Below are 24004 nucleotides of genomic sequence, written 5' to 3' on the forward strand. Positions count from 1 at the left end.
GCTGGCAAGGGCTAGCATCGTGCCGTTGTGCCGTGGACGCCGGCGTTGCCGCACGGCATGGCCCCAACAAGACGCCAACAAGATCCCAACAAGATCCCAACAAGATCCCAACAAATCCAGACCGAGGAGATTCCATGCCGTTTTCCGTTCGACAAGTTGCTGTCGCCGCCGCCCTGTCACTTGCCGGCGCCGGCCAGCTGGCCGCTGCCGCCCAGCCCGATGCCGCGCTGCTGGCCGCCGCCCGCACCGCCCAGCCGGCGGTGGTGCAGTCGCTCAAGGAGATGGTGTCGATCGAATCCGGCAGCGCCAACGCGCAGGGCCTGGCCCAGATGGCCAGCTACACCGAGAAGCGGCTGCAGGCGCTGGGCGCCAAGGTGGAGCGCGTGCCGGTCGCCAGGGGACCGGGCACCATGGTCAAGGGCACGTTTATCGGCAACGGCAAGCGCCGCATCATGCTGATCGCCCACATGGACACGGTCTATCCGGAAAACACGCTGGCGACCCAGCCGATCCGCGAGGAAGGCAACCGGCTCTACGGCCCCGGCATTGCCGACGACAAGGGCGGCATCGCGGTCATCCTGCATTCGCTGGAGATCCTGAAGAACAAGGGCTGGAGCGACTACGCGCAGATCACCGTGCTGTTCAACCCGGACGAGGAAGTGGGCTCGGTCGGCTCCGGCGAGACCATTGCCGCGCTGGCCGCGCAGCATGACGTGGTGCTGTCCTGCGAGCCCACCGCCGCCAAGGACGTGGTCAAGGCCGAGTCGCTGCTGCTGGGCGCGTCCGGCACCGCCACCGCCACCATGCAGGTCAAGGGCCGCGCCTCGCATGCCGGCGCCGCGCCCGAGCGCGGCCGCAATGCGCTGGTCGAGCTGGCCTACCAGCTGCAGCAGACCCGCGACGTCGCCACGCAGGTGCCTGGCTCGCAGCTGAACTGGACCCAGGCGCAGGCCGGCACCGTGCGCAACCAGATCCCGGAAAGCGCGGTGGCCTACGGCGACGTCCGCACCACCGCCAGCGGCGCCGCCGAGAAGCTGAAGGTCGCGCTGCAGGACAAGGTCAGGTCGGGCCAGCTGGTGCCCGATACCCAGACCACGGTGACCATGGAAGAGGGGCGCCCGCCGTTCGTGGCCGACGCCCGCGGGCGCGCGCTGGCCAGGCGCGCGCAGGAAATCTACGCCGAGCTGGACGGCCGCACGCTGGCGCTGGCAGAAGGCACCGGCGGTGCCACCGACGCCAGCTATGCCGCACGCTCGGGCAAGCCGGCGGTGGTGGAGAGCTTCGGCCTCGCGGGCTTCGGCTACCACGCGCGCGACGAGTACATCGAGCTGGATTCGATCGTGCCGCGGCTGTACCTGATGACGCGGATCCTGGAGGATATCGGGCGCAACTGAGACCTCGTGCCGGTGTGCCGCGGATGGCACCCGGGCTGCTCCGAAGCGGCGCTTCGCATACGCTCCGGACACCTCTCCCCGCGCGCGTGAAGGCCACTGGCCCCGGCATCCTGCTACAGTGTCAACGCCGCCCCAATGGCGGCCATGACAAAGACATAGTGGGGAGACCGCAGCATGAACCGCAAAGGCCTGGTCGATGCCGCCTCGGCATTGGAAGACCTGGCGGCCGGCAATGTGCCGGCTGCCGCGCAAGTGGCGGCAGGCGCCGCCGCGCTGGAAAAGATCCATACCGATTACCCGGGCTGGCGCGATGTCGGCGATGCCCTGTTCGGCCTCAAGGCCCTCGCCAGCGGCTGCGGCATGGAGCTGGACGCCAACGGCCGCCAGCGCGCGGGCCGGCTGGCCGACGTCGTGCGCAGCCTGATCGACCAGATCTGACGCAGTGGACTAGAGCATCGACTCGATCGGCAGGATCGACAGGAACCAGATGCCAAGCCGGCGCCACCAGCTGGTGTTGGGCTCGGTGTCGTGGCGCACAACCTCGTCGCCGCGCCGCTCCAGCCAGTACAGCTTGCCTTGCTCGTCGAGCTTGACCTGGTAGGCCGCTTGCGGCACCACCGTGGCAAAGGTCGATTCGATGCGGCCGGCCAGCGTCGGGCTGTCGATCACGAAGCCGAGCTCGGTATTGAGGTTGGCCGAGCGCGGGTCGAAATTGAACGAGCCCACGAACACGCGGCTGGCATCGACGGCAAAGGTCTTGGCATGGAGGCTGGAGCCGGAACTGCCGAACGGGCCGGCGGCGCGGTCCTCCTTCCTGGCCGGTGCCGCCGACCGCCGCAGTTCGTACAGGTCCACGCCGGCCTCCAGCAGCGCCTTGCGGCGCTTGGCATAGCCGGAATGGACGGCGGCGACGTCGGTGGCCTCTAGCGCGTTGGTCAGCACGCGCACGGCAACGCCCTTTTCGGCCAGCTGCGAGAAGTAGGCGGTGCCGGCGGTGGACGGGACGAAGTAGGGCGAGACCAGATCCAGCTCGCGCTGCGGCTCGCCCAGGATCTCGCGCAGCTGGTGCGCGACCAGCGTGTCGCGCGATGCTTCGCCGAGGGCCTTGACCGGGTCGTCGCTGACGATGCGTGTCGCTGCCCACTCGAACTCCAGCGTGCCGTTGAGCATGTGCTGCACGTCGGGCACCTCGCGCAGCGCGGCCACGTAGGTGCCGGCGGCGGGGTTCTGCTCGACCGCGCGGGCGCTGCCGGCCAGCTCGTGCAGGCGCTCCACGCTGACCGGTGGCACCAGCCGGTCCACCGGGTAGGCCGAGGCGCTGGTCCAGTAGCGGTCGAAATCGTGCGCCACGTCTGCGGCGGCGGGGCCGATCGCAATCACGTCGAGGTCGGCGAACAGCACGCCGTCGGTAGCGCCGAAGTACTCGTCGCCGACGTTGCGTCCGCCGATGATCGTGGCGACGCCATCGGCGGTAAACGACTTGTTGTGCATGCGCCGGTTCAGGCGCCGGAAATCGGTCAGGAAATTGAGCGCCTTGGGCTGGCGCAGCACGAACGGGTTGAAGATCCGCACTTCGACCTGCGGATGCGCGTCCATGGCCGCCAGCAGCTCGTCCATGCCCGAAAGGCCGTTGTCATCGAGCAGCAGGCGCACGCGTACGCCGCGGTCGGCGGCCTCGTGCAGCGCCTCTAGCAGCAGGGTGCCGGTCAGGTCGTTACGCCAGATGTAGTACTGCACGTCGAGCGTGCGCTGCGCCGTGCGCGCCAGGTGTATGCGCGCGGCGAAGGCGGCGTGGGCGTTGTTCAGCGGGTGGATGCCGCTGAGTCCGGGATGGCCGGCCAGCGCGGCGGCTACCGCGCGGCCCAGCGGCGTGGCCGCTGCCTCGGCGGGCGTGATGGCGGTGGATTCGGTGCGGTGGTCCAGCGGCGGCAGCGCACAGCCGCCCATCAGGGTGGCGCAGCACAGCAGCAGCGAACTGGCGTGCTGGCGGCGGTGGGGCACGAACGCGGCGTCTGTGGGCAATGGCATGGCGGTGGTCGGCGCGTCCCGCTGGCGGTCCGCGCGTTGCGTCAATGTACGCCATGTTGCCATGCCGGCGTGCATGACGGCATCAGCTGCCTGCGAATGACGCAGCGGGTGAATGCGAATTTCTAGGGGGATTGAAGAGCGGCGAGGTTTGCCGCTGCACAGGGCTTGCGTCCCTCTCCCGCGAGCGGGAGAGGGACAACACCAGCAGGATCCGAAACGCTTGCGACTTAGGAAGCCGCCGCCACCACCCCGCAAGCAATGCGCCCGCCCGCATTGCCCGTCGGCTGCGTCTTGTAGTCGTCCGGATCCTTGTGCACGACCACCGCGCGCCCGATCACGCTGTTGGCGCCGGTGCCGACCGACAGCGCCGGCAGCAGCATGCCGACGCGCACGTTGCCGTTGGCGTCGGCGGTAACGTTGTTCATGTCGCCGGCATGGTGCTCACCCGAGGTCATCTGGCCGTGCGGCTTGCCGCCCGGGTTGAAATGGCCGCCCGCGCTCATCGCGTCGGGCGCCGAGCAGTCGCCCTTTTCATGGACGTGGAAGCCATGGACGGTATTAGGCGGCAGGCCGGTGATCGAGGCGGTCATCAAGACTCCGCCCTGCTGCTGCTGGAAAGTCACGGTGCCGCCGGTGTTGGTGCCGCTCTTGGGCTGCAGCTGCGCGGTGGCACGGGCCCCGCTCGTGCTGGCCGAGGCCGCGGTGGCAGCGGTAGCACCGCTGGCGCTGGACGAGGCCGAGGAGCTCATGCCGGAGCCGCCGCAGCCGGCCAGGAACACCGTTGCGGCAACGCAGGCAGCCAGGGGGGTAAGCACTTGTTTCATCGGAATCCTCTTCTGGTCGTGATTTCGGATGAAACAGTATAGGTCGGCCAACGCGCTTGCGGCTTCCGGTTTTGTCCTACTAGGCACGTTCCGGATGCGCCTGCGCTTGCTGCACTTGCTGCCTGCACTTGCCGGTCGCGCCAGGAGGGAAGTCAGGCCGCTACCGCGAGGCGCTGCTGTGCCGCACCAAAATGCGGGTGGCGCGAGAACTGGTCCGCCGCCCAGTTGACGAACACCCGCACCTTGGCCGACAGGTGCCGGTTCTGCGGATACATCGCCGAGATCGGCAGCTCGTCGGTCTGCCAGTCGGCCATGATCTCGACCAGCCGGCCGCTGGCCACGTAAGGCTCGGCCATGGCGCGCGAGATGCGGGCGATGCCGTGGCCTTCGAGTGTGCAGCCCACATAGACTTCGGGGTCGTTGGTCGAGATCGCCGAGGGCAGCAGTACCTCGCCGCGCTCCGTGCCGCGCGCCATCGGCCACGGCATCTCGCGCCCGGTGCGGTTGGACAGGTAGTTCACCGCCTTGTGCTGCGCCAGCTCGGCAAGGTCGCTCGGCGTGCCGGCGCGGTTCAGGTAGATCGGCGAGGCGTAGAACGCCAGCTTTACGTGGCCGATGCGGCGGGCCACCATCGATTCGTCCAGCGGAATCCCCACGCGCAACACCACGTCGACGCCTTCCTGCAGCAGGTCGATGGGCTTGCCGTTGATGGTCAGCTCGAGCTTCAGGTCGGGGTAGGCCTGCAGGAAGTCATTCAGGGCAGGCACCAGGACCATGTTGGCCAGCGGCGCGGTGGTGTCGACCGACAATGTGCCGCGCGGCGAATTGTTCTGCCGCGTCAGCGACTGTTCGGCTTCTTCCACGTCCGCGAGGATGCGCACGCAGCGTTCGTAATAGGCCGCGCCGTCGTTGGTCACGCTGATGCGGCGCGTGGTCCGGTGCAGCAGCTTGACGCCGAGGTGCGTCTCTAGGTTCTGGATCAGGCGGGTCAGCGTGGCCTTGGGCAGGTCCAGCGATTCGGCGGCGCGCGCAAAGCTGCCGACGTCCACGACCCGTGTGAATGCCTGCATTGATACGAGACGGTCCATGATGAGGTTCCGACGATAGATCCGAACGGCGTACCGCGCGCGCTCGTGACGCGCACGGCGTGGTTTGTTGTTGTGATTGGGGAAGTGCTGCCGGCTGGCTGGCGCCGGGGTGCGCGGGGGCGCTGGTCCGGCGTGGGTTTGTCAGGGCGTGCAGCGCCCGCAATGAATGAAAAGCAAGGTTGCGGATCGCCATGCGTGCCGAGAACCGGAGTGAATCACATTTCCGATGACCTTGTCACGCGTGGGGTTTCGGTCCCGTGCTTCCGTTGCACTGCGCCCGATTATTCCAATCCGGGAACAGTGCATTGGCAATCTCTCGCTTTATCCCATCCTCGTCAATCACCATAATCCGTTGCATCGCAACACTCAAGCGCATTGTTTTCCCCGTGCGCCAGACGCCATGCCAAACAAGCCAGGCCAACGCCAGAATGCCGCTTTCGCCGCCACCGGCCAGGGCGAGCCGCGCGTGGCCGAGCACACGGTAACGAGCGACGGCCGCGAGATCGCGGTGTGCGTGTGCTACCCGCCGGGCTATCCCGCGCCGGGCGCCGAGGCGGCCACGTGGTTGCCCTGGCTGGTGTACCTGCATGCCGGCGGCTTTGTCGATGGCGGCGTGGAGCGGGCGCGCAAGCTGGTGCAGGACCTGGCCCGCGCGGTGCCGGCCGTGGTGGTGACGCCGGCCTATTCGCTGGCGCCCGAAAACCCCTTCCCGGCGGCGCCCGAAGACGCGCACAGCACGGTGCAGTGGGTGCTGCGCAATGCCCGGCGCCTGAAGCTGGACAAGACCCGCTTCGCGCTGGTGGGCGAGGAAGCCGGCGGCAACCTGGCGATCGCGCTGGCGCAGATGCTGCGCGACCGCGGCACCGCGCAGCCACGCGGCCAGTGGCTGATCCGGCCGGTGACCGACCCATGCCTGCAGCACGCGTCGTGCGCGGGCTTCGGCAGCGGCCAGGTGCTGATGGAAACGTTGCGGCGCATGGCCTGCAACTATCGCGATTACTTGCCGACGCCGGCGGACAGCGTGCATCCCTATGCCGCGCCGGCCATGGCTTCGCGCCTGGCCGGGCTGCCGCCCACGCTGGTCCAGGTCGCGGAACAGGATGCGCTACGTGCCGAAGGCGAAGCCTTCGCGCAGCGGCTGGGCAAGGCCGGTGTGCCGGCCCAGGCCATGATCATGCCCGGCGCCTGTGGCGACGGCGTGGAAGAGGCCCATGACGCGTGTCAGGCATGGGTCAACGAAGGTGCGCGGTTCCTGCAGCGATGTCTGGCTGCGGCCGACGATACCTCACCCCTGACCGAACGCCAGGCTGGCGCAAGCGCCAGCCGGCCTGGAGCCAAGCCCGCCGGCTGAGCCGCTCCAGCCAATCGCCAGCCGGCTCTGTATCGGCCAGAGCCAGGTCCGCCGGTTTGCATGGGCGGCCCTAAGTCCGACTATCCAATCTGACCAGATTCCGGTCCGCCCCCGCGGACCGGCAGGCGGCGTTCGGCCATTTGCTTTTCCGGTTGAAGAAAACCCGAACAGGAGTTTGAGAAATGCAGCAGCAGAAGCGACGTACCCTGATTGCCCTTGCCATCGTCGTGGTGCTCGGTGCCGGCGTGGCCGGCTCGGTCCTGCGCCCGTGGCACAGCGGCGAGGCCCATGCCAACACCCCGCCGCCGGCCCCGTCGATCGAAGTGGCCGCCGCGGTGGGCCAGACCATCACCGAGTGGGATGAGTTTTCCGGGCGCCTGGAGGCGGTCGACCGCGTGGAGATCCGGCCGCGCGTGGGTGGCACCATCGATGCCGTCCATTTCCGCGAGGGCGCGCTGGTGAAGAAGGGCGATCCGCTCTTCACCATCGACCCGCGCCCCTACGCAGCGGAAGTGGCACGCGCCGAGGCCGCGCTGGCCGCCGCGCAGGTTCGCGCCGCGCACGCCAAGAGCGAAGGCGAACGCGCACAGCGGTTGCTGGACGACAACGCCATCTCGCGGCGCGAGTTCGACGAGCGCATCCACGCCGCGCGCGAAACCAGCGCCAACGTGCGCGCCGCGCAAGCGCAGCTGGAAACCGCGCGCCTGAACCTGGCCTACACCCGCATCACCGCGCCGGTGTCTGGCCGCGTATCGCGCGCCGAAATCACGGTGGGCAACCTGGTGGCGCCGGGCGTGGCGACGCCGCCGCTGACCACGGTAGTGTCGGTGTCGCCGATCTACGCGAGCTTTGAGATCGACGAGCAGAGCTACCTGCGCTACACCGCTCCCGGCGCCGGCGGCGGGCAGGCCAACCTGCCGGTCTACCTCGGCCTGGCCAACGAAGACGGCCATCCGCACCAGGGCAAGATCCAGTCGGTCGACAACCGGCTCGATACGCGCAGCGGCACCATCCGCGTGCGCGCCGTGTTCGACAACGACGACGGCCGCCTGCTGCCGGGCCTGTACGCCAAGGTCAAGATGGGCGGCGGCGCGCCGCATGCGGCGGTGCTGGTCAACGACCGCGCTGTCGGCACCGACCAGGGCAAGAAGTTCGTGCTGGTGGTCGACAAGACCAGCAAGCTGGTCTACCGCGAAGTCGAGCTCGGGCCCAACTACGAGGGCCTGCGCGTGATCCGCAAGGGGCTGAAGCCGGGCGAGAGCATCGTCGTCAACGGGCTGCAGCGCGTGCGCCCCGGCGACACGGTGCAGCCCAAGACGGTGGCGATGGCCTACCGCAGCGAGCTGGAGCCGCGCCAGGCAGCGCCTGACCGCAAGCAGGCCGCCAGCGGCAAGGGCGACGGCAACGAAGGCAAACCGGTGAGCTGATCCGCCTACCGACAGCAGAAAACCCCTGGCGCTCCCCTTCATTTGTGGATGGCGCCCGCCACGGCGGGCCGCCAGGGGACGCGCTACGCCAACGCAGGCCAACGCAGGCAGAGACCAAGATGAATCTCTCTAAATTCTTTATCGACCGCCCCATCTTCGCGGGGGTGCTGTCGGTGCTGATCTTCCTGATTGGCGCCATCTCGATGTTCAAGTTGCCGATCTCGGAGTACCCGGAAGTGGTGCCGCCTTCGGTGGTGGTACGGGCCCAGTTCCCCGGCGCCAACCCGAAGGTGATCGCCGAGACGGTGGCCACGCCGCTTGAGGAACAGATCAACGGCGTCGAGGACATGCTCTACATGAACTCGCAGGCTAACAGCGACGGCACGCTGACGCTGACCGTGACCTTCAAGCTGGGTACCGACCCGGACAAGGCCCAGCAGCTGGTGCAGAACCGCGTCTCGCAGGCCGAGCCGCGCCTGCCCGAGGACGTGCGCCGGCTGGGCATCACCACCGTCAAGAGCTCGCCGGACCTGACCATGGTGGTGCACCTGGTCTCGCCGAACGACCGCTATGACATGACGTACCTGCGCAACTACGCGCTGATCAACGTGAAGGACCGCCTCGCGCGGATCCAGGGCGTGGGCCAGGTGCAGATGTTCGGCTCGGGTGACTACTCGATGCGCGTCTGGGTGAACCCGGAGAAGATCGCCGAGCGCGGCCTGGCCGCGTCCGACGTGGTGCGCGCGATCCGCGAGCAGAACGTGCAGGTGGCGGCCGGTGTGATCGGCCAGTCGCCGTCGCTGCCGGGCACCGACCTGCAGCTGTCGGTGAATGCGCAGGGCCGTCTGCAGACCGTGGAGGAGTTTGGCGACATCATCGTCAAGACCTCGCCCGACGGCGTGGTCACGTACCTGAAGGATATCGCCCGCATCGAACTGGGCGCGTCGGAGTACGCACTGCGCTCGCTGCTGGACAACAAGTCCGCCGTGGCGCTGCCGATCTTCCAGTCGCCGGGTTCGAACGCCATCCAGATCTCGGATGACGTGCGCAAGACCATGGCCGAGCTGAAGCAGAACATGCCGGAAGGCGTGGACTACAGCATCGTCTATGACCCGACGCAGTTCGTGCGCCACAGCATCGAGGCCGTGGTCCACACGCTGTTCGAAGCCATAGCGCTGGTGGTGCTGGTGGTGATCCTGTTCCTGCAGACGTGGCGCGCATCGATCATCCCGCTGCTGGCGGTGCCGGTGTCGATCGTCGGTACATTCGGCCTGATGTATGCATTCGGCTTCTCGATCAACGCGCTGAGCCTGTTCGGCCTGGTGCTGGCGATCGGTATCGTGGTGGACGATGCGATCGTGGTGGTGGAAAACGTCGAGCGGAACATCGAGGAAGGGCTGTCCCCGAAGGAGGCCACGTACAAGGCCATGCGCGAAGTGAGCGGCCCCATCATCGCCATCGCGCTGACGCTGATCGCCGTGTTCGTGCCGCTGGCCTTCATGACGGGCCTGACCGGCCAGTTCTACAAGCAGTTCGCGCTGACGATCTCGATCTCGACCATCATCTCGGCCTTCAACTCGCTGACGCTGTCGCCGGCCCTGTCCGCGTTGCTGCTCAAGCGCCACGATGCGCCCAAGGACTGGCTGACGCGTGGCATGGACCGTGTATTTGGCAAGTTCTTCGTGCGCTTCAACCGCTTCTTCGGCCGCAGCTCGGATAGCTATGGCCGTGGCGTGAAGGGTGTGATCCGCCGCAAGGGCTCGGTGTTCGGCGTCTACGCCGTGATGCTGGTGGCCACGTGGGGCGTGTTCCAGCTGGTGCCCAAGGGTTTCGTGCCGGCGCAGGACAAGCAGTATCTGGTGAGCTTTGCCAAGCTGCCTGATGGCGCCACGCTGGACCGCACCGAGGACGTGATCCGCCGTATGTCGGAGATCGCACTCAAGCATCCGGGCGTGGAGTCCGCCGTGGCCTTCCCGGGCCTGTCGATCAACGGCTTCACCAACAGCCCGAGCGCCGGCATCGTGTTCGTCACGCTCGATCCGTTCGACAAGCGCAAGAGCGATGAGCTGTCCGGCAATGCGATTGCCGCGGACCTGAACAAGCAGTATGGCTCGATCCAGGATGCCTTCATCGCCGTGTTCCCGCCCCCGCCGGTGCAGGGCCTGGGTACGATCGGCGGGTTCAAGATGATGATCGAGGATCGCGCCGCGCTGGGCTATGACGCGCTGTTCGACGCCACCAACGCATTCATGACCAAGGCGCGCGCCACGCCGGAGCTCGCCGGCATCTTCAGCAACTACCAGGTGAACGTGCCGCAGCTGGACGTGCAGCTCGACCGCACCAAGGCCAAGCAGCTGGGCGTGCCGGTGACCGATGTGTTCGAGACGCTGCAGACCTATCTGGGCTCGTCGTACGTGAACGACTTCAACAAGTTCGGTCGTACGTACCAGGTCAAGGTGCAGGCCGACGCCCAGTTCCGCCAGCATGCCGAGGACATCCTGCAGCTGAAGGCGCGCAGCGCCAGCGGGGAAATGGTGCCGCTGTCGTCGCTGGTAAAGGTCAAGCAGAGCTTTGGTCCGGACAGCGTGATCCGCTACAACGCCTTCACGGCCGCGGACATGAACGGTGGGCCGGCGCCAGGGATCTCGTCGGGCCAGGCACAGGCGGCCGCCGAGCGCATTGCCGCCGAAACGCTGCCCAAGGGCATCGGCTTCGAATGGACCGAGCTGACGTACCAGGACATCCTGGCCGGCAACGCGGGGGTGTGGATCTTCCCGCTGTGCGTGCTGCTGGTGTTCCTGGTGCTGGCTGCGCAGTATGAAAGCCTGACGCTGCCGCTGGCGGTGATCCTGATCGTGCCGATGAGCCTGCTGGCGGCGATGACCGGGGTGTGGCTGACGCAAGGCGACAACAACATCTTCACGCAGATCGGTTTCATCGTGCTGGTGGGGCTATCCGCGAAGAACGCGATCCTGATCGTGGAGTTTGCGCGCGAGCTTGAACATCACGGCCGCACGGTGGTGCAGGCCGCGATCGAAGCCAGCCGCCTGCGCCTGCGCCCGATCCTGATGACGTCGTTCGCGTTCATCATGGGCGTGGTGCCGCTGGTGTTGTCCAGCGGTGCCGGCTCGGAGATGCGCCATGCGATGGGCGTGGCGGTGTTCGCGGGCATGCTCGGCGTGACGTTCTTCGGGCTGTTCCTGACGCCGGTGTTCTACGTGGCGCTGCGCTTGCTGGCCACCCGGGGCCAGCGCCGCGCGCAGACGGCGCAAGTCGGACACGAGGCTGTGGCATCGGCTGAATAACGCATGTTTGCTCCCCTCGCCCTCTGGGAGAGGGGAGCTACCTCGGCGGCATTGATTCCGCCGAAGCACAGAACAGTCAAGGAATGCACAAATGATTGCCCAGATGACAAGGCAGTTCCCCCGAATCGCTACGCTGGCCGCCGCGCTGATCCTGGCCGGCTGCTCGCTGGCCCCGACCTACAAGGTGCCGGAGACCGCCACGGTGCCGGCCTACAAGGAAGCCGAGGCCGCGCAGGCCGAAGGCGCGCAATGGAAGACCGCGACGCCCGCCGAAGGCCAGCATCGCGGCGAATGGTGGAAGATCTTCGGCGACGGCGAACTGGACCGGTTAATGGTTGCCTCCGGCGAATCCAACCAGGATCTCGCCATCGCCGCGGCCCGTCTGAAGCAGGCGCGCGCCTTCACCGGCGCGACCGAGGCGGATCTCTACCCGCAGCTCAGCGTGGGCCTCGATCCGACCCGCTCGCAGCCCTCGGCCGCATCGCAAGGCCTGCCCGACGGCACGCGGGTCTCGCCGCAGACCGTGCTGAAGGCACGCGCCTTCGCCAGCTATGAGCTGGACCTGTTCGGCCGCGTGGCGTCCAGCGTCAATGCCGCGCGCGCCGAAGGCGAAGCCGCCGAGGACCTGTACCGCTCGGTGCAGCTCGCGTTGCAGGCCGACGTGGCGCAGGCGTATTTCGCGCTGCGCACGCTGGACAGCGAACGCGACCTGCTGAACGCGACCATCCGGCTGCGTGAAGACGCGCTGAAGCTGCTGAAGAAGCGCTACGACGCCGGCGAGACTACCGACCTGGATCCGGCCCGCGCCGAGGCCGAGCTCGGCACCGCGCGCGCCGACCTGGCCGGCATCGAGCGCCGCCGCGCCAACCAGGAGCATGCGCTGGCGGTGCTGACCGGCGTGCCACCCGCGGCGTTCTCGCTGCCGGCGCGGCCGTTCGATGCCACGCCGATCGCGATCCCGGCCGGGCTGCCGTCCGAGCTGCTGGAGCGGCGCCCCGACATCGCCGCGGCGGAGCGCCAGATGGCTGCCGCCAACGCCCGCATCGGCGTGGCCAAGGCGGCGTTCTTCCCGCGCATCACGCTGACCGGGCTGTTCGGCTTTGAATCGGCCGACCTGTCGAACCTGTTCAAATGGTCGTCGCGTACGTGGATGCTGGGGCCGCTGATCGGCTCGACCATCGCGCAGACGGTGTTCGACGGTGGCCGCAACAGTTCCAACCTGGCCGGCGCGCGGGCCGCGCATGAGGAAAGCGTGGCCGCGTACCGGCAGACCGTGCTGGTGGCCTTCCGCGAAGTCGAGGACAGCCTGGCCGACGTGCGCTGGCTGAGCCAGCAGGCGGGCGCGCTGGACGGCGCGCTGGGCGGCGCGCGCCGCGCGGCGCGGATCTCGCGCAGTCGCTACGATGCCGGCGCGGTTGACTACCTTACTGTGATCGACGCCGACCGCACCGTGCTGCAATCGCAGCGCGAGGCCAATGCCGTGGCCGGCTTGCGCGCTGCCGCAACGGTATCGCTGATCCGCCGGCTGGGTGGCGGCTGGGGTCCGTTGCCGGAGACGGTGGCGGCCACGCAGCCTGCGACGGCCACGGTGCCCGCGCAATGACGCGCTGCAGCGCCGCGCCATGACGCGCTGCAACCGCGCGCCATCAGCGCGGCGATGCTGGCGCGATGCCCCGGAATCACTACACTGGAAGCATCGCGCCACGCATCCCGGGCGCCCCCGGGGCAGATTTGCGGGTGCCTGGGTTGCGTCGTCATGCTTCGCTTCAGGAAACCGGTCTGGGGATTGATCTTTGCCGCGCTTACGGTGGCGCTGCTGCTGGTGCCATTGCCGTGGGCGGACCGCACCAGCATCCATGACGAAGTAGTGATCGCCCGGACGCCGGCCGAGGTGTTCGACTACATTGCCACGCCGCAGCACTGGCCGGCGTGGTATCCCGCCTCGGGCGCGGTGGCAGGGGCGACGGACCATCCGCTGGGACCTGGCGAGCGCGTGGCCGAGAGCTTCGTGGCAGGCGAGCGCAGCGCCGTGGTCATCTGGACCGTCACCATCAGCCAGCGGCCGCGCCTCTGGGCGATCGCCGGCGACGTGCCGGGCGGGCGCCGGGCCGGCACCATCACCTACAAGCTTACGCCGGCCATGACGCCGTCGCTGACACCGTCGGCGGAAAGCACGCGTTTCGAACGGGAATTCAGCTACCAGTCGCCCACGCTGCTCTTTGCGCTGATCAATCGCCTGATGCTGCGCTCGCGCCTGCAGTCAGAGTCCGGCGAGGCGCTCAGGCGCCTGAAGGCGAGGCTGGAAGCACCGCAGGCGCCATAGCCTTGCACGGCGGGTCGATCGGCACTAAGTTGGAAACAGCCGCCAGTGCGGCTGCAGGAGGTTTGCCATCACCATGACGCCCCATACCCTTGGCCTCGATCCCGCAGCATGGATGTGGCGGCTGGCATTGGGCGCCACGCTGGCGCTGGCGTTGCAGTTCGGCGCCGGGCCATCGCGCGCCCAGCCACATGAGTCGGGCTCGATCACGATCGGCGGATCGGCGCAAGTGCAGGGGCCGGTTCGGGTCCATGGCACGCTCACCGTCGCCGGCCATGTCTTTGCCAGCGGTCCGTTGACCGCGGCGTATTTCACCGGCCCGGTCAGCGCCCGCGCCGTGCCATATCGCGGCGGCTACCTGAAGGTATTCAATGGACCGTTGACGGTGCATGGCGACATGGTGGTCAAGGGCGACCTGACCGTTGCCGGGCCGCTGACCGTCGATGGCCCGCTTGCCGCCAGCGGCGGCATCGATGCCGACGGACCGATGCGCGAGCGCGACTACGGCCGCTGAAGCCGAGCCCGGCTGCGCGGCGTTTCCCTGTTGCACAATACCGGCTTTGCAGTCGCTGCAATCCGGACGGGGAACACGCATGGCAAAGCAGGGCGAGGGCGCACTGGGCCTGAAGGGCATCGCAATGTTCGAGGCGGCCAAGGGCCTGCTGGTGATCGTCGCCGGCCTGGGGCTGGCCGCGCTGCTGCACCGCGATGCGCAGGCGCTGGCCGAAGCCATCATCCAGCGCCTGCACGTCAATCCCGCCAGCCGCTATCCCACCATCTTCCTGTCGCTGCTCGCGCATCCTGACAACGCGCGCCTGTGGGCGATCGGCGGGTCGGCGGCGGTCTATGCGCTGATGCGCTTTGCCGAAGCCTACGGGCTTTGGCGCGGGCTCGCGTGGGGCAACTGGATCGGCGTCTGGTCCGGCGGCATCTATATCCCGCTGGAGCTGTACGAGGCCTTGGTCCATCCGAGCTGGCTGCATGGCGGGCTGGCGGCGGCCAACCTGCTGGTGGTGCTATACCTTGCGCGGGGATTGCTGTTGCGGCGCGTGTCCGCCGGCTAGGGCGATCCGGCGGTCAGTGCGAGATCGATCAGCAGCGGGTCGTGGTCGGAAGACCGGTAGGCATCGGGGGCGTAGTAGGCAGGCACCGAAGGCGCCCCCGGGCCCGGCGCATACGAGAACGCAGCCGGCTCGTCGGCATTGATATGCCAGGCCTGCACGGCAATGACGTGCCTTGCGGCCGCGGCATCGGCCAGCACATGGTCAAGATAGCCGGCCTGCCCGTTATAGACGTAGCTGTAGGCTTGCGGCCCCGCCCGCTTTGCCACCATGTCCGCGTAGCCGCGCCGTGCCAGCAATCGTACCGGATCTTCCATCGCATAGCTGTTCAGGTCGCCAATCACCAGCACGCCCGCGCCAGCCGCGCCGGTCGGCACCGTGGCAAGCCAGTCGGCCAGGGCGCCGGCGGCCTGTACGCGTGACGGGTTCCAGCATCCTTGCCCATCGCCCTGGTCGGCTTGTGCGCCACCGGCTTCCACGCAGTTCTTTGACTTGAGGTGGTTGACCACGAGCGTCACAGGCGCGCCGCCGGCCTTTGCCCGGAAGCTGGCGGCGAGTGGCTGCCGGCTGCGGGCGCCCAGCCACGTGGTGGCGGCACGGCCGACGATCTCCGCGGCGCGGGCGTTGTACAGCAGGCCCACCGCGATCGCATCGCCGCCGAGCGAGGGCGTTCCGGGATCGACGACGCGCCAGTCGGGCCCAAGCCGCGTCGCCAGTTGCCGCACCGCGCTGTCCGGGCCAAAGCCGTTGTTCTGCAGTTCCATCAGGCCGACCACGTCGGCATCCAGCGCGCGCAGCGCGGCGACCAGCTTGGCCTCCTGCCGGGCCAGCGCCGCGGCGCTCCGCGCACCGCGGTTGTCGGCCGCAGCGAGACCACCAGTGCCGTTGAAGTAGTTCTGCAGATTGAATGCCGCCACCCGCAGCGTTGCCGCGGGATGGCGCGCCGGCGCACCCGGGCGCGGATTGGCGGATTGGAACGCCGGTGCCTGCGCGCCGCGCACCGGCTGCAGGCGCCACTGACCGTGGCGCTTCTCCAGCACGCCAATGACGCCGCTGACGGTATCGCCCGCACGCAGCGGACGGGTGGCGGCAAGCTGCGGCGGCGGGTAGGGCACTACCTCGGGATACTGGCGCGTCGAGCCATCATCGAGCAGTAGCCGGTTGCGCGAATTGGCGGCCGCGATCTGCGCTGCCGCCGCGCCAGGCAAGGCAGCTTGCGTCGGCGCGAGTGGCCGCCCGAAGCTCAGCGTAAGGGTGCCGTAGCGCGCCAGTTCATGGGTGTCGCTGACCGTCAGTGTCTGCGGCAGCCTGACCAGCATGCCAGCCCGGGCACGCAGGTCGGCATCGCCACGGACGGGCAGCGTCAGCGAGGCCGGCGTGACCGGGATGCCGCTGGCGCAGACCGTCGGCGCCTCTGACAGGGTCAGTTGCGTTTGTCCGAATTTGTCCTCGACCGTTCCGGACAGGCGCACGAGGTCGCCTGCGCGCGCCACGGCTCGCGGCGCGTAGACGAACAAGCCTTCGGAAATGCCCGGCCGGTGCTGGCGACTGGCGTCAGCCTGCTGCACAAAGAAACCGCGCAGGCCGCGCTCGCCGCTGAAATCCGCGGTGACGACCGCTTCAATTTCGACCATGCGCCCGGACAATGCACCGCCATCCTGGACCTGGGTAATGGCTGTCGCCGGCGCGCCGCATGGCTGCACGGCGCCCAACGCCGGCGCGGCACCGGGCAGGCTAATCAGGACGGCGAGGGCACGGACGCAAAGGTTTCCGGTCAAGGGGCGCAAGCGTGTCGGCATGGCGGCTCTGGCAACGAAGTGGCAAGGTCCACGATGCTAGCCGAGCCGTGTAACGGAATGCTTTCCGCGGCATCTGGCGCCGCGATCGTGCTAAGGTAATAGGAACCCGCCGGCGCGCGCCGGCCTCCTACCCAAAGGTAATAGAACCGCCATGATCAAGGAAATCGCTCAACTCACCATCAAGCCCGGCATGGAGCAGCAGTTCGAACAGGGCGTCAGCGAGGCCAAGCCGCTGTTCCTGCGCTCGCGTGGCTGCCACGATGTGCAGCTGTTCCGCTCGATCGAGCAGCCCGAGCAGTACACGCTGGTGGTCGACTGGGAGACCGTGGAGGACCATATGGTCCACTTCCGCGAATCGCCCGAATTCCAGCAGTGGCGTGCGCTGGTGGGCGATACCTTCGCCGCGCCGCCGAATGTGCATCACGTAGCCAAGGCTCTGTAAGCGCGACCGATGAACACACGGCCCGAGCGTCCCCGCCATTTCTCGATGCTGCGCGAGCTGCAGCTTGCCGATGTGTTCACGCTCGGCAATGCGGCCTGCGGCATGGGGTCGGTATTCTTCGCCATGTTCTACGTGGCGGACCAGCAACTGTCGCACTTCTACACGGCCGCGGCGCTGGCGCCGCTGGCCTTTATCTTCGATGTGCTCGACGGCCGCATCGCGCGCTGGCGTCATGCGCATTCGGCGCTGGGGCGCGAGCTCGATTCGCTGGCCGACGTGATCTCGTTCGGCGTCGGCCCGGCCACGCTGGCGTTCGCCGCCGGCATGCGCGGCGGCTGGGACCTGGCCATCCTGATCTACTTTGTCTGCTGCGGCGTGAGCCGGCTGGCGCGCTTCAACGTCACCGCCGAAACGCTGGCCGCCGGCAGCGACAGTGGCAAGGTGGCGTATTTCGAAGGCACGCCGATCCCGACCAGCGTGCTGCTCACGGCCGTACTGGCATGGTGCGCCTGGCAAGGACGGCTGGCCGGCGACCTGCCCGGCGGCGCCTGGGTGCTGGGCCCTGCCGTGCTGCATCCGCTCGCGTTGCTGTTCGCGCTGTCGGGCACGCTGATGGTCAGCAAGACCCTGCGCATCCCCAAGTTCTGAGTTCCGCCGGCGCGCGAAGCGCCGCTTCGGATAAACGTCGATCCAGCAGAATGGACCAGCGCCAGCGCGGAAACCCCGCGCTGGCGCTGCCTGGCTGTCCGGTTTTTATTGATGGTTTAAGCCGGTGCGCCAAGCCAGGATGGCGTGCCGCCGAGCGCACGGCGTTCTGTGAACACCCCGCACCATGCGCGAGGCGAAGTCTATCAATTGACAAGTCAAAAGAGAAACGCCGTGTGGACGACGCTTGCGCTCCGGCTCATGCGCGTGCCGGCTCCGCCACACCCGCCGCGCGCTTGCGGCTGACCATCAACGCCAGCAGCGCCGCCACCAGGCAGGCCGCGCCGGCGGCATACAGCGCCGGCGTATAGGTCAGCAGCAGCGTGCGAGTCATCCCTGCGCCGAAGGCAGCCACGGCCGCGCCGATCTGGTGGGCCGCGAAGATCCAGCCGAACACCATCGGCGCGCGCTCGCGCCCGAAGGTGGTTGCGGCCAGCTTGACCGTCGGCGGCACCGTGGCGATCCAGTCCAGCCCGTAGAACATGGCAAAGATCGACAGGCCGTAGAGCGTGAAGGTCGAATGCGGCAGCCAGAACAGCGACAGGCCGCGCAGCGCGTAGTACCAGAACAGCAGCTTGCGGCTGTCATAACGGTCCGACAGCCAGCCCGACAGGATGGTGCCGACAAAGTCGAAGGCGCCCATCATCGCCAGCGCCGACGCGGCCGGCACCGGACCCATGCCGAAGTCGCCGCACAGCGCGATGAAGTGCGTCTGGATCAGGCCGTTGGTGCTCAGGCCGCAGATAAAGAAGGTGCCGGCAAGGACCCAGAAGGCCTGCGTGCGCGCGGCGTCGCGCAACACCACGAAGGGGCCGCGCAGCGTCAGCGGTGCCGGGGGCGCGGGCGGCTGCACCGGCGTCGCGGCCGGAACTTCGCCGAACGCCGCCAGGCCCACATCGGCGGGGCGGTTGCGCATCAGGCTCAGCACCAGCACTGCCAGCAGCGCGCACGCGGCCAGTACGGGCAGCACCGCGACACGCCAGCCCATATGCTCGATCAGCCAGGCTGCCACCGGCAGGAACGCAAGCTGGCCGGTGGCCGAACTGGCGGTCAGGAGGCCGATGACCAGCCCGCGCCGGGCGCTGAACCAGCGGTTGGCAACCACGGCCGCCAGCACCAGCGCGGTCATCCCGGAGCCGACGCCCAGCATCAGCCCCCATGCGACGAAGAGCTGCCACAGTTCGGTCGACACCGTTGCCAGCGCCATGCCGCCCGCGATCAGCGCCAGCGCCGCGCAGACCACGTTGCGCACGCCGAAGCGCTCCATCAGGATGGCCGAGAACGGCGCCATCAGCCCGAACAGCGCAAAGCGGAAGGCCAGGATCGACGAGATCTCGTCGGTGTTCCAGCCCATCTCGCGTGCCAGCGGCGACAGGAACGCGCCGGGCAGGCCGAGCGCGGCCGAGGTGGTGAGCATCACCAGGAAAGTAAGGGCGGCGACCAGCCACGCGTAGTGGATGCCGCGCCGGTCGAGCCGGCTGGATAAGGCTTGCGCAAACATTGGATTTCTCTGACCTGGGTTGGGGTAGCGACAGGCGAAAGGGGGCCTGCCCGCCGGCCCCGAAGGCGGCAGGGAGAAGGCCCGGCACGTGGTTGAAAACGGGTTTGGGGGATTAGGCGGAACTGCCGAGCAAGCGGTTGCGGACGGCGTCGAGCATGGTGCCAGAGAGCGGATCGCCCTCGGTTGCGCGCGCCAGCGTCAGCGCGCCGACCAGCATGGCCATGCGGACCAGCGCTTCTTCCTCGCGCACCTGCGGGTCATCGCTGGCTACGGTCGTGGCCATGTCGTCGACCAGTACCTTGAAGCCGTCCAGGAAGGCCTGTCGCACCGGCTTGTCGGCGGGCTCGCGCGCCACGTCCACCGCCAGCGACGAGGCCGCGCAGCCAGCGCCCGGGTTGGCGCAGTGCGCAGCCGTCAGGTAAGGCTCGACCAGGTTGGCCAGCATCACGTGCCGGTCGCCGCCGGCGCGCGCCAGGCGGCGCTCCCAGCGCGCGGCGGACTCTTCAAAGGCGCGCTTGCAGGCCTGCGCGGCGAGGGCGTCCTTGGACGCGAAGTGGCCATAGAAGCCGCCGTGGGTCAGGCCGGCACCGGCCATCAGCTCGGCGACGCTGACGCCATTCAGCCCGCGCTCGCGGAACAGGCGGGACGACGCCTGCTCGATCGCTTCGCGGTTCTTGTCGACTTGTTCGCGTGATGCGCGTGCCATGTGAAGGACTCCTCGGATTTCTGCCTTGACCGCAGTTTAGATGATGGCCATACTTTATTCAATAGATGTCAGGCATCATCTATAAGCAAGCCACAGGGCAAACTAACCGTCACCTTCAGGAGTCACCCCGTCATGCAAAACCTTTTTGATTTGAGCGGCCGCGTTGCCGTCGTCACCGGATCCACCCGCGGCATGGGCCTCGCCATGGCGCGGGCGCTGGGCAGCGCCGGCGCCGCGGTGGTGGTGTCGGGACGCGACAGCGAAGCGGCGCGCACCGTCGCCACCCAACTGGAAGCGGAAGGCATCCGTGCCACCGGCATCGCCTGTGACATTGCCGACGTCGACAGCGTGCGCGCCTTCGCCGAGCAGGCGCTGGCCGCCTACGGCCGGGTCGATGCGCTGGTCCTCAATGCGGCGGCCGGCGCCACGCCGGGTTCCATGCTGGCGCAAGGCCCTGAGTTGTTCGATGCGGCCATGGCCGGCAACGTGCGCGGCAACCTGATGCTGGTGAACGCGCTGGCGCCGCAGATGGCCGAGCGCCGCGATGGTTCGATCACTTTCATGTCGAGCATCGCGGCGAAGCGCGGCTCGGCGTTCCTTGGCCTGTACAGCGTGACCAAGGCAGCGATCGACCAGGCCATGCGCAGCCTGGCGCTGGAACTTGGCCCGTCAGGCATCAACGTCAATGCGATCAACCCGGGCCCGGTGCGCACGGAATTCTCTCGTGAAGCCCTGTGGGGCGATCCCGAGCGCGAAGCGCGGCTGGCCGCGGGCGTGCCGATGCGGCGCATCGGCGAGGCGGAGGACGTGGCGGGGCTGACGGTGCTGCTGGCTGCGCCGGCCGGACGCTTTATCCACGGCCAGAGCATCGGGGTGGATGGGGGCTTGTCGGCACAATAAGGCGATGCGTGCCAGGCGAAGCGGCACGATTTGAACGGCCATCGGCAAATCACTATGATGAATTTCCCGATGGCCGTCAGAGTGCCGTCAGAGCGCGGTTAGGGCGCCGTTACAGCGCCGTTGGAGCCTGGAAATGCCGGCCTGGCGCCCAGCCTGCCGGGACAGCGGAGCATTGCATCATGCAGACAACCAGCCCGAGCGTTGCGTCGACCCTGGTGGCGGTGCGGCCCGACAGCGCAATTGCCACCAGCCAGAAGCTGCCGTATTTCGTTGGCATCTCCGCCACGACGACAGGCGCCAGGGCTTTGTCGATGCACCTGGTCGTGGTCCCGCCCGGCGCGCACGCGGAAGCCCATGTGCATTGCGAGCATGAGACTGCTATCTACGTGCTGGAGGGCAGGGTCGAAACCCGCTACGGCCCCGGCCTGCGAGACTCCGTGGTCACTGAAGCGGGTGACTTCCTGTTTATTCCACCCGGCGTTCCGCACCAGCCGTTCAATCTCAGTGCCACCGAGCCGGCCCGCGCCATCGTTGCCCGGAACAGTCCGGACGAGCAGGAGAGGGTACTGCCGTACGACCCGGCCGCGGACCACGAGGCCTCTGGCGATACAACTATTCGGTCGCCGTGAACCCGGAAGCCATGACCACAGGCCTCCATCGCGCCCGCTGGTCCTGGATCGTCTGACGCAGTGCCGTCGCCGGCTGGCCATTCAGTTCCATGCCCAACGTCGCCATCTTGTCGCGGATGTCGCGCGCACGGACCGCCTCCAGCAGCGCTTTCTCCAGTCGGGCAACGGTGGCGGGCGGGGTGCCCGCCGGCAAGAACGCCGAGTACCACCCGGAGGCAGTCTCAAAGCCGGGTGCCCCGGCTTCTGCCAGCGTCGGCACGTCAGGCAACAGTGATGAGCGCCTGGTGCCGGTAACGCCGAGGAAGCGGATCTTGCCGGCGCGATACAACTCCATCTGCCCGGCAATGGCGTCGATGCCAATAGGCAGCGTGCCACCGATTTCGTCGGTCAGCATCATCACCACGCCCCGGTACGCCGTCGGTGTCAGCGGCACACCGATTTCCTTGCTGAGGGTGACGACGCCGAAATGAATGCTGCCGCCGAGGGTAACCAGTCCGACTCCGCCTTTTGACGGATCGCGCTTCACCCACGCCAGGTATTCCTGCATGGTCCGGTACGGCTGGCTGACGCTGGTCGATGCCACCAGCGGAACATCGGCCAGGTAGGCGACAGGGACCAGGTCCTTGTCCGGATCGTAGGGCAGTTGCTTGTAGGTCAGCGGGAAGATCGTGAACGGGGGCGCCGGCGAAATCAGCAGCGTCTTGCCGTCAGGCGGCGAGCGCCGGACATTGTCCAGCGCCAGGCGGGCTGAAGCGCCCGGACGATTCTCCACCAGCACCGGCGTGTCGAGGGAGACGCGCAGCTTCTCCGCCAGCGCGCGGGCAAAGATGTCGAGTGCGCCGCCAGGCGCGAATCCAACCACGATGCGCAGCGGGGTATCGGTTGGGGCCGCGAGCGCGGTGGCCGGCAAGGCGCCCATGCCCAACGCGAGGGAAATGCCGACTGCAAGGTTGCGCAGTGCGAATCGGACCGGCATGGTGTCTCCTTTTGGAAGCAAGAATACTTCGATGGTCAGGCAGGCTGGATCGCGGCGTGTTTGTCCAGCGGATAGATAGGGCGGCGCAGGTTGCGGAAAGGGAACTGGCTGTAGTCCGAACTGCAGACGCCAGGGCCGGCCACCAGGACGATGTCCTTCGCAATCGGCTCGAAGCCGGCGCGGAAATGCTGGCGCGACTTGATCAGGACGTACTTTCGGCGTGACAAATCGATCCCGGCGTGGGTGAACACGCCCGTATCGAATGGCTCCTGCGGCTTCTCGCAGACGACGACCAGCGCGCCGTCCACGTCAAGCACCGCAGTCCGGCCCAGGCTGAGCCGCATGCCGGTGAACATCGGCCCGGTCACCTGGTAGGCGCCATCGGTGATGCATCGAACCTGTCCCGTCAGGCGCAGCGGCTTGCCCTTGAGTCCGAGCGCAGGCATATCGGTCTTTCCGCCGACGTCGACCGTTACCGTCTTGCCGACCCCCGCCTCGATCATCAGGGCCACGGCACCCGGATCCCAGAAGGGGCCGGCGACAACGTCCTTCAGCCCCTGCCGCAGCACTTCACCAAGGACCGTCATTTCGTCGGTCGGCCCACCCGCCCCGCAGTTGTCGCCGTGATCGACGAGGATCACGGGGCCCGCCTCGGCGTCGCGCGCACGTGCGATGGACGTCTCCATGGGCTCGAGCGGAAAGACGAAGTCGGCGCGGCGCTCCCATGCGGCGGCGCAGAGTTCGTCGAGCAGCTGCGCGCCCGCGTCGGCATGGTCCGCATCGGCCACCACGACCACCGTCAGGCCGACATGTGGAATATCCGCAAGCGGGAAGCCGCCGAAAATGGAGACGTTCAGCACCTCGCCGTCGCGCTCCGCGGCGATGGCCCGATCCATGATGTCCTTCATCGGCTGCTCGCGCGGCGTCTGGCGCAGCATATGGGTAAGCATCGGCAGCGTCCGCCACAGCATGACCGGGCGGACTTCGTCACGAAGCGCCGCCATCAACGTCTGCGCCGCGCGCGCCCCGGTCTCGTACACGTCCACGTGCGGGTAGGTCCGATAGCCGGCAATGACGGTGGCGTTTTCCACCAGTGCCTTGCTGAAGTTGGCATGGAAATCGAGCGATACCGCGATCGGTACTTCCGGCGCGGCGGCGCGGATCCGTGCAAGCAGTTCGCCTTCGGCATCCGCAAGGCCCTCGGCCACCATCGCACCGTGCAGGTCGAGCATGACCGCGTCGCAGCCTTCGCGCACGGCCTCGACGATCGTGGCCGACATCGATTCGAAGGCTTCCCGCGTCACCACCCCGCTCGGTACGGCATTTGCCATCAGCGGCATCACGAACTCGTCGCCCTGGGCAACAACCAGGTCCATGAACGCCGCCGCGGCGCTGTTGGTGCCCTGGCAGGCGCGCACCGCGTCGTCGCCATAGAGCGGGCCATCGGTGCTGCTGCCGCGGCTGAAGGCAGAGAGCGGCGTGGGAATCGGCGAGAAGGTATTGGTCTCATGCCGCATCAGGGCGATGACGAAGCGCATTGGTGGGCTC

Annotated in this window: 21 protein-coding genes; 13 read left to right on the top strand and 8 right to left on the bottom strand. The window is 67.9% G+C overall.

The window, feature by feature from the left end; translation table 11 throughout:
* The first annotated feature begins 134 nt into the window (after positions 1-134).
* The gene (locus CTP10_RS21920; protein ID WP_116321195.1) at positions 135-1394 is read left to right on the top strand and encodes a M20/M25/M40 family metallo-hydrolase; all 1260 of its coding nucleotides are present in this window, start codon (positions 135-137) and stop codon (positions 1392-1394) included.
* Between the two features lie 174 nt (positions 1395-1568).
* Complete coding sequence (locus CTP10_RS21925) at positions 1569-1832, top strand: hypothetical protein (RefSeq protein WP_116321194.1); 264 nt, start codon at positions 1569-1571, stop codon at positions 1830-1832.
* A gap of 9 nt (positions 1833-1841) precedes the next feature.
* On the opposite strand, the gene CTP10_RS21930 is transcribed toward CTP10_RS21925, so the two are convergent.
* The 3 genes from CTP10_RS21930 to CTP10_RS21940 all read right to left on the bottom strand — a co-directional run bounded on the left by CTP10_RS21930 (position 1842) and on the right by CTP10_RS21940 (position 5334).
* Positions 1842-3422, bottom strand: a complete 1581-nt coding sequence (locus CTP10_RS21930; RefSeq protein ID WP_116321227.1) for a phospholipase D family protein — start codon at positions 3420-3422, stop codon at positions 1842-1844.
* Positions 3423-3649: 227 nt separating this feature from the next.
* Positions 3650-4246: a superoxide dismutase family protein gene (locus CTP10_RS21935; RefSeq protein WP_116321193.1), complete on the bottom strand. Its 597-nt coding sequence runs from the start codon at positions 4244-4246 to the stop codon at positions 3650-3652.
* 152 nt (positions 4247-4398) lie between these two features.
* The gene (locus tag CTP10_RS21940) at positions 4399-5334 is read right to left on the bottom strand and encodes a LysR family transcriptional regulator (RefSeq protein ID WP_116321192.1); all 936 of its coding nucleotides are present in this window, start codon (positions 5332-5334) and stop codon (positions 4399-4401) included.
* A 400-nt stretch (positions 5335-5734) separates the two neighbouring features.
* Between CTP10_RS21940 and CTP10_RS21945 the strand changes: the two genes are divergently transcribed.
* The 7 genes from CTP10_RS21945 (at position 5735) to CTP10_RS21975 (ending at position 14801) form a co-directional block, all read left to right on the top strand.
* Complete coding sequence (locus CTP10_RS21945) at positions 5735-6685, top strand: alpha/beta hydrolase (RefSeq protein WP_116321191.1); 951 nt, start codon at positions 5735-5737, stop codon at positions 6683-6685.
* Positions 6686-6867: 182 nt separating this feature from the next.
* Entirely contained in the window at positions 6868-8112 is a 1245-nt protein-coding gene (locus CTP10_RS21950; protein WP_116321190.1) for an efflux RND transporter periplasmic adaptor subunit, read from the top strand.
* A gap of 119 nt (positions 8113-8231) precedes the next feature.
* Positions 8232-11417 (top strand): efflux RND transporter permease subunit, encoded by a 3186-nt coding sequence (locus tag CTP10_RS21955; protein ID WP_116321189.1) that lies wholly within the window; start codon positions 8232-8234, stop codon positions 11415-11417.
* A gap of 91 nt (positions 11418-11508) precedes the next feature.
* Entirely contained in the window at positions 11509-13020 is a 1512-nt protein-coding gene (locus CTP10_RS21960; RefSeq protein ID WP_116321188.1) for an efflux transporter outer membrane subunit, read from the top strand.
* Positions 13021-13173: 153 nt separating this feature from the next.
* On the top strand, positions 13174-13740 hold the full coding sequence (locus tag CTP10_RS21965) for an SRPBCC family protein (RefSeq protein WP_116321187.1): 567 nt from the start codon (positions 13174-13176) through the stop codon (positions 13738-13740).
* A 73-nt stretch (positions 13741-13813) separates the two neighbouring features.
* On the top strand, positions 13814-14251 hold the full coding sequence (locus CTP10_RS21970) for a polymer-forming cytoskeletal protein (RefSeq protein WP_116321186.1): 438 nt from the start codon (positions 13814-13816) through the stop codon (positions 14249-14251).
* Between the two features lie 79 nt (positions 14252-14330).
* A complete protein-coding gene (locus CTP10_RS21975) occupies positions 14331-14801 on the top strand; it encodes a DUF2127 domain-containing protein (protein ID WP_116321185.1) in 471 nt (156 codons plus the stop codon).
* On the opposite strand, the gene CTP10_RS21980 is transcribed toward CTP10_RS21975, so the two are convergent.
* The gene (locus CTP10_RS21980) at positions 14798-16597 is read right to left on the bottom strand and encodes an ExeM/NucH family extracellular endonuclease (protein WP_147316229.1); all 1800 of its coding nucleotides are present in this window, start codon (positions 16595-16597) and stop codon (positions 14798-14800) included. The genes CTP10_RS21975 and CTP10_RS21980 overlap by 4 nt on opposite strands.
* Before the next feature lie 151 nt (positions 16598-16748).
* Between CTP10_RS21980 and CTP10_RS21985 the strand changes: the two genes are divergently transcribed.
* Together CTP10_RS21985 and CTP10_RS21990 are read left to right on the top strand one after the other, a co-directional pair.
* A complete protein-coding gene (locus CTP10_RS21985; RefSeq protein ID WP_116321184.1) occupies positions 16749-17039 on the top strand; it encodes an antibiotic biosynthesis monooxygenase family protein in 291 nt (96 codons plus the stop codon).
* A 9-nt stretch (positions 17040-17048) separates the two neighbouring features.
* A complete protein-coding gene (locus tag CTP10_RS21990; protein WP_116321183.1) occupies positions 17049-17687 on the top strand; it encodes a CDP-alcohol phosphatidyltransferase family protein in 639 nt (212 codons plus the stop codon).
* 256 nt (positions 17688-17943) lie between these two features.
* On the opposite strand, the gene CTP10_RS21995 is transcribed toward CTP10_RS21990, so the two are convergent.
* Complete coding sequence (locus tag CTP10_RS21995; RefSeq protein WP_116321182.1) at positions 17944-19245, bottom strand: MFS transporter; 1302 nt, start codon at positions 19243-19245, stop codon at positions 17944-17946.
* Between the two features lie 112 nt (positions 19246-19357).
* Complete coding sequence (locus CTP10_RS22000) at positions 19358-19951, bottom strand: TetR/AcrR family transcriptional regulator (protein ID WP_116321181.1); 594 nt, start codon at positions 19949-19951, stop codon at positions 19358-19360.
* A 132-nt stretch (positions 19952-20083) separates the two neighbouring features.
* On the opposite strand from CTP10_RS22000, the gene CTP10_RS22005 reads away from it, so the two are divergent.
* Both CTP10_RS22005 and CTP10_RS22010 read left to right on the top strand, forming a co-directional pair.
* A complete protein-coding gene (locus tag CTP10_RS22005; RefSeq protein ID WP_116321180.1) occupies positions 20084-20851 on the top strand; it encodes an SDR family NAD(P)-dependent oxidoreductase in 768 nt (255 codons plus the stop codon).
* 179 nt (positions 20852-21030) lie between these two features.
* Entirely contained in the window at positions 21031-21480 is a 450-nt protein-coding gene (locus tag CTP10_RS22010; protein WP_116321179.1) for a cupin domain-containing protein, read from the top strand.
* Here CTP10_RS22010 and CTP10_RS22015 read toward each other — a convergent pair.
* Together CTP10_RS22015 and CTP10_RS22020 are read right to left on the bottom strand one after the other, a co-directional pair.
* Positions 21464-22456 carry a tripartite tricarboxylate transporter substrate-binding protein gene (locus CTP10_RS22015; RefSeq protein ID WP_116321178.1) on the bottom strand — a complete coding sequence of 331 codons (993 nt, stop codon included), beginning with the start codon at positions 22454-22456 and terminating at the stop codon, positions 21464-21466. The two genes, CTP10_RS22010 and CTP10_RS22015, sit on opposite strands and share 17 nt — an antisense overlap.
* A 35-nt stretch (positions 22457-22491) precedes the next feature.
* Complete coding sequence (locus CTP10_RS22020; RefSeq protein ID WP_116321177.1) at positions 22492-23994, bottom strand: M81 family metallopeptidase; 1503 nt, start codon at positions 23992-23994, stop codon at positions 22492-22494.
* Positions 23995-24004: the final 10 nt, after the last annotated feature.

It is taken from the genome of Cupriavidus sp. P-10, assembly GCF_003402535.2.
Taxonomy (GTDB): Bacteria; Pseudomonadota; Gammaproteobacteria; order Burkholderiales; family Burkholderiaceae; genus Cupriavidus.

Excerpts from the sequence above, each read along its gene's own strand:
- CTP10_RS21920 (WP_116321195.1), top strand. The coding sequence starts at position 135 with ATGCCGTTTTCCGTTCGACAAGTTGCTGTCGCCGCCGCCCTGTCACTT.
- CTP10_RS21925 (WP_116321194.1), top strand. The coding sequence starts at position 1,569 with ATGAACCGCAAAGGCCTGGTCGATGCCGCCTCGGCATTGGAAGACCTG.
- CTP10_RS21930 (WP_116321227.1), bottom strand. The coding sequence starts at position 3,422 with ATGCCATTGCCCACAGACGCCGCGTTCGTGCCCCACCGCCGCCAGCAC.
- CTP10_RS21935 (WP_116321193.1), bottom strand. The coding sequence starts at position 4,246 with ATGAAACAAGTGCTTACCCCCCTGGCTGCCTGCGTTGCCGCAACGGTG.
- CTP10_RS21940 (WP_116321192.1), bottom strand. The coding sequence starts at position 5,334 with ATGGACCGTCTCGTATCAATGCAGGCATTCACACGGGTCGTGGACGTC.
- CTP10_RS21945 (WP_116321191.1), top strand. The coding sequence starts at position 5,735 with ATGCCAAACAAGCCAGGCCAACGCCAGAATGCCGCTTTCGCCGCCACC.
- CTP10_RS21950 (WP_116321190.1), top strand. The coding sequence starts at position 6,868 with ATGCAGCAGCAGAAGCGACGTACCCTGATTGCCCTTGCCATCGTCGTG.
- CTP10_RS21955 (WP_116321189.1), top strand. The coding sequence starts at position 8,232 with ATGAATCTCTCTAAATTCTTTATCGACCGCCCCATCTTCGCGGGGGTG.
- CTP10_RS21960 (WP_116321188.1), top strand. The coding sequence starts at position 11,509 with ATGATTGCCCAGATGACAAGGCAGTTCCCCCGAATCGCTACGCTGGCC.
- CTP10_RS21965 (WP_116321187.1), top strand. The coding sequence starts at position 13,174 with ATGCTTCGCTTCAGGAAACCGGTCTGGGGATTGATCTTTGCCGCGCTT.
- CTP10_RS21970 (WP_116321186.1), top strand. The coding sequence starts at position 13,814 with ATGACGCCCCATACCCTTGGCCTCGATCCCGCAGCATGGATGTGGCGG.
- CTP10_RS21975 (WP_116321185.1), top strand. The coding sequence starts at position 14,331 with ATGGCAAAGCAGGGCGAGGGCGCACTGGGCCTGAAGGGCATCGCAATG.
- CTP10_RS21980 (WP_147316229.1), bottom strand. The coding sequence starts at position 16,597 with ATGCCGACACGCTTGCGCCCCTTGACCGGAAACCTTTGCGTCCGTGCC.
- CTP10_RS21985 (WP_116321184.1), top strand. The coding sequence starts at position 16,749 with ATGATCAAGGAAATCGCTCAACTCACCATCAAGCCCGGCATGGAGCAG.
- CTP10_RS21990 (WP_116321183.1), top strand. The coding sequence starts at position 17,049 with ATGAACACACGGCCCGAGCGTCCCCGCCATTTCTCGATGCTGCGCGAG.
- CTP10_RS21995 (WP_116321182.1), bottom strand. The coding sequence starts at position 19,245 with ATGTTTGCGCAAGCCTTATCCAGCCGGCTCGACCGGCGCGGCATCCAC.
- CTP10_RS22000 (WP_116321181.1), bottom strand. The coding sequence starts at position 19,951 with ATGGCACGCGCATCACGCGAACAAGTCGACAAGAACCGCGAAGCGATC.
- CTP10_RS22005 (WP_116321180.1), top strand. The coding sequence starts at position 20,084 with ATGCAAAACCTTTTTGATTTGAGCGGCCGCGTTGCCGTCGTCACCGGA.
- CTP10_RS22010 (WP_116321179.1), top strand. The coding sequence starts at position 21,031 with ATGCAGACAACCAGCCCGAGCGTTGCGTCGACCCTGGTGGCGGTGCGG.
- CTP10_RS22015 (WP_116321178.1), bottom strand. The coding sequence starts at position 22,456 with ATGCCGGTCCGATTCGCACTGCGCAACCTTGCAGTCGGCATTTCCCTC.
- CTP10_RS22020 (WP_116321177.1), bottom strand. The coding sequence starts at position 23,994 with ATGCGCTTCGTCATCGCCCTGATGCGGCATGAGACCAATACCTTCTCG.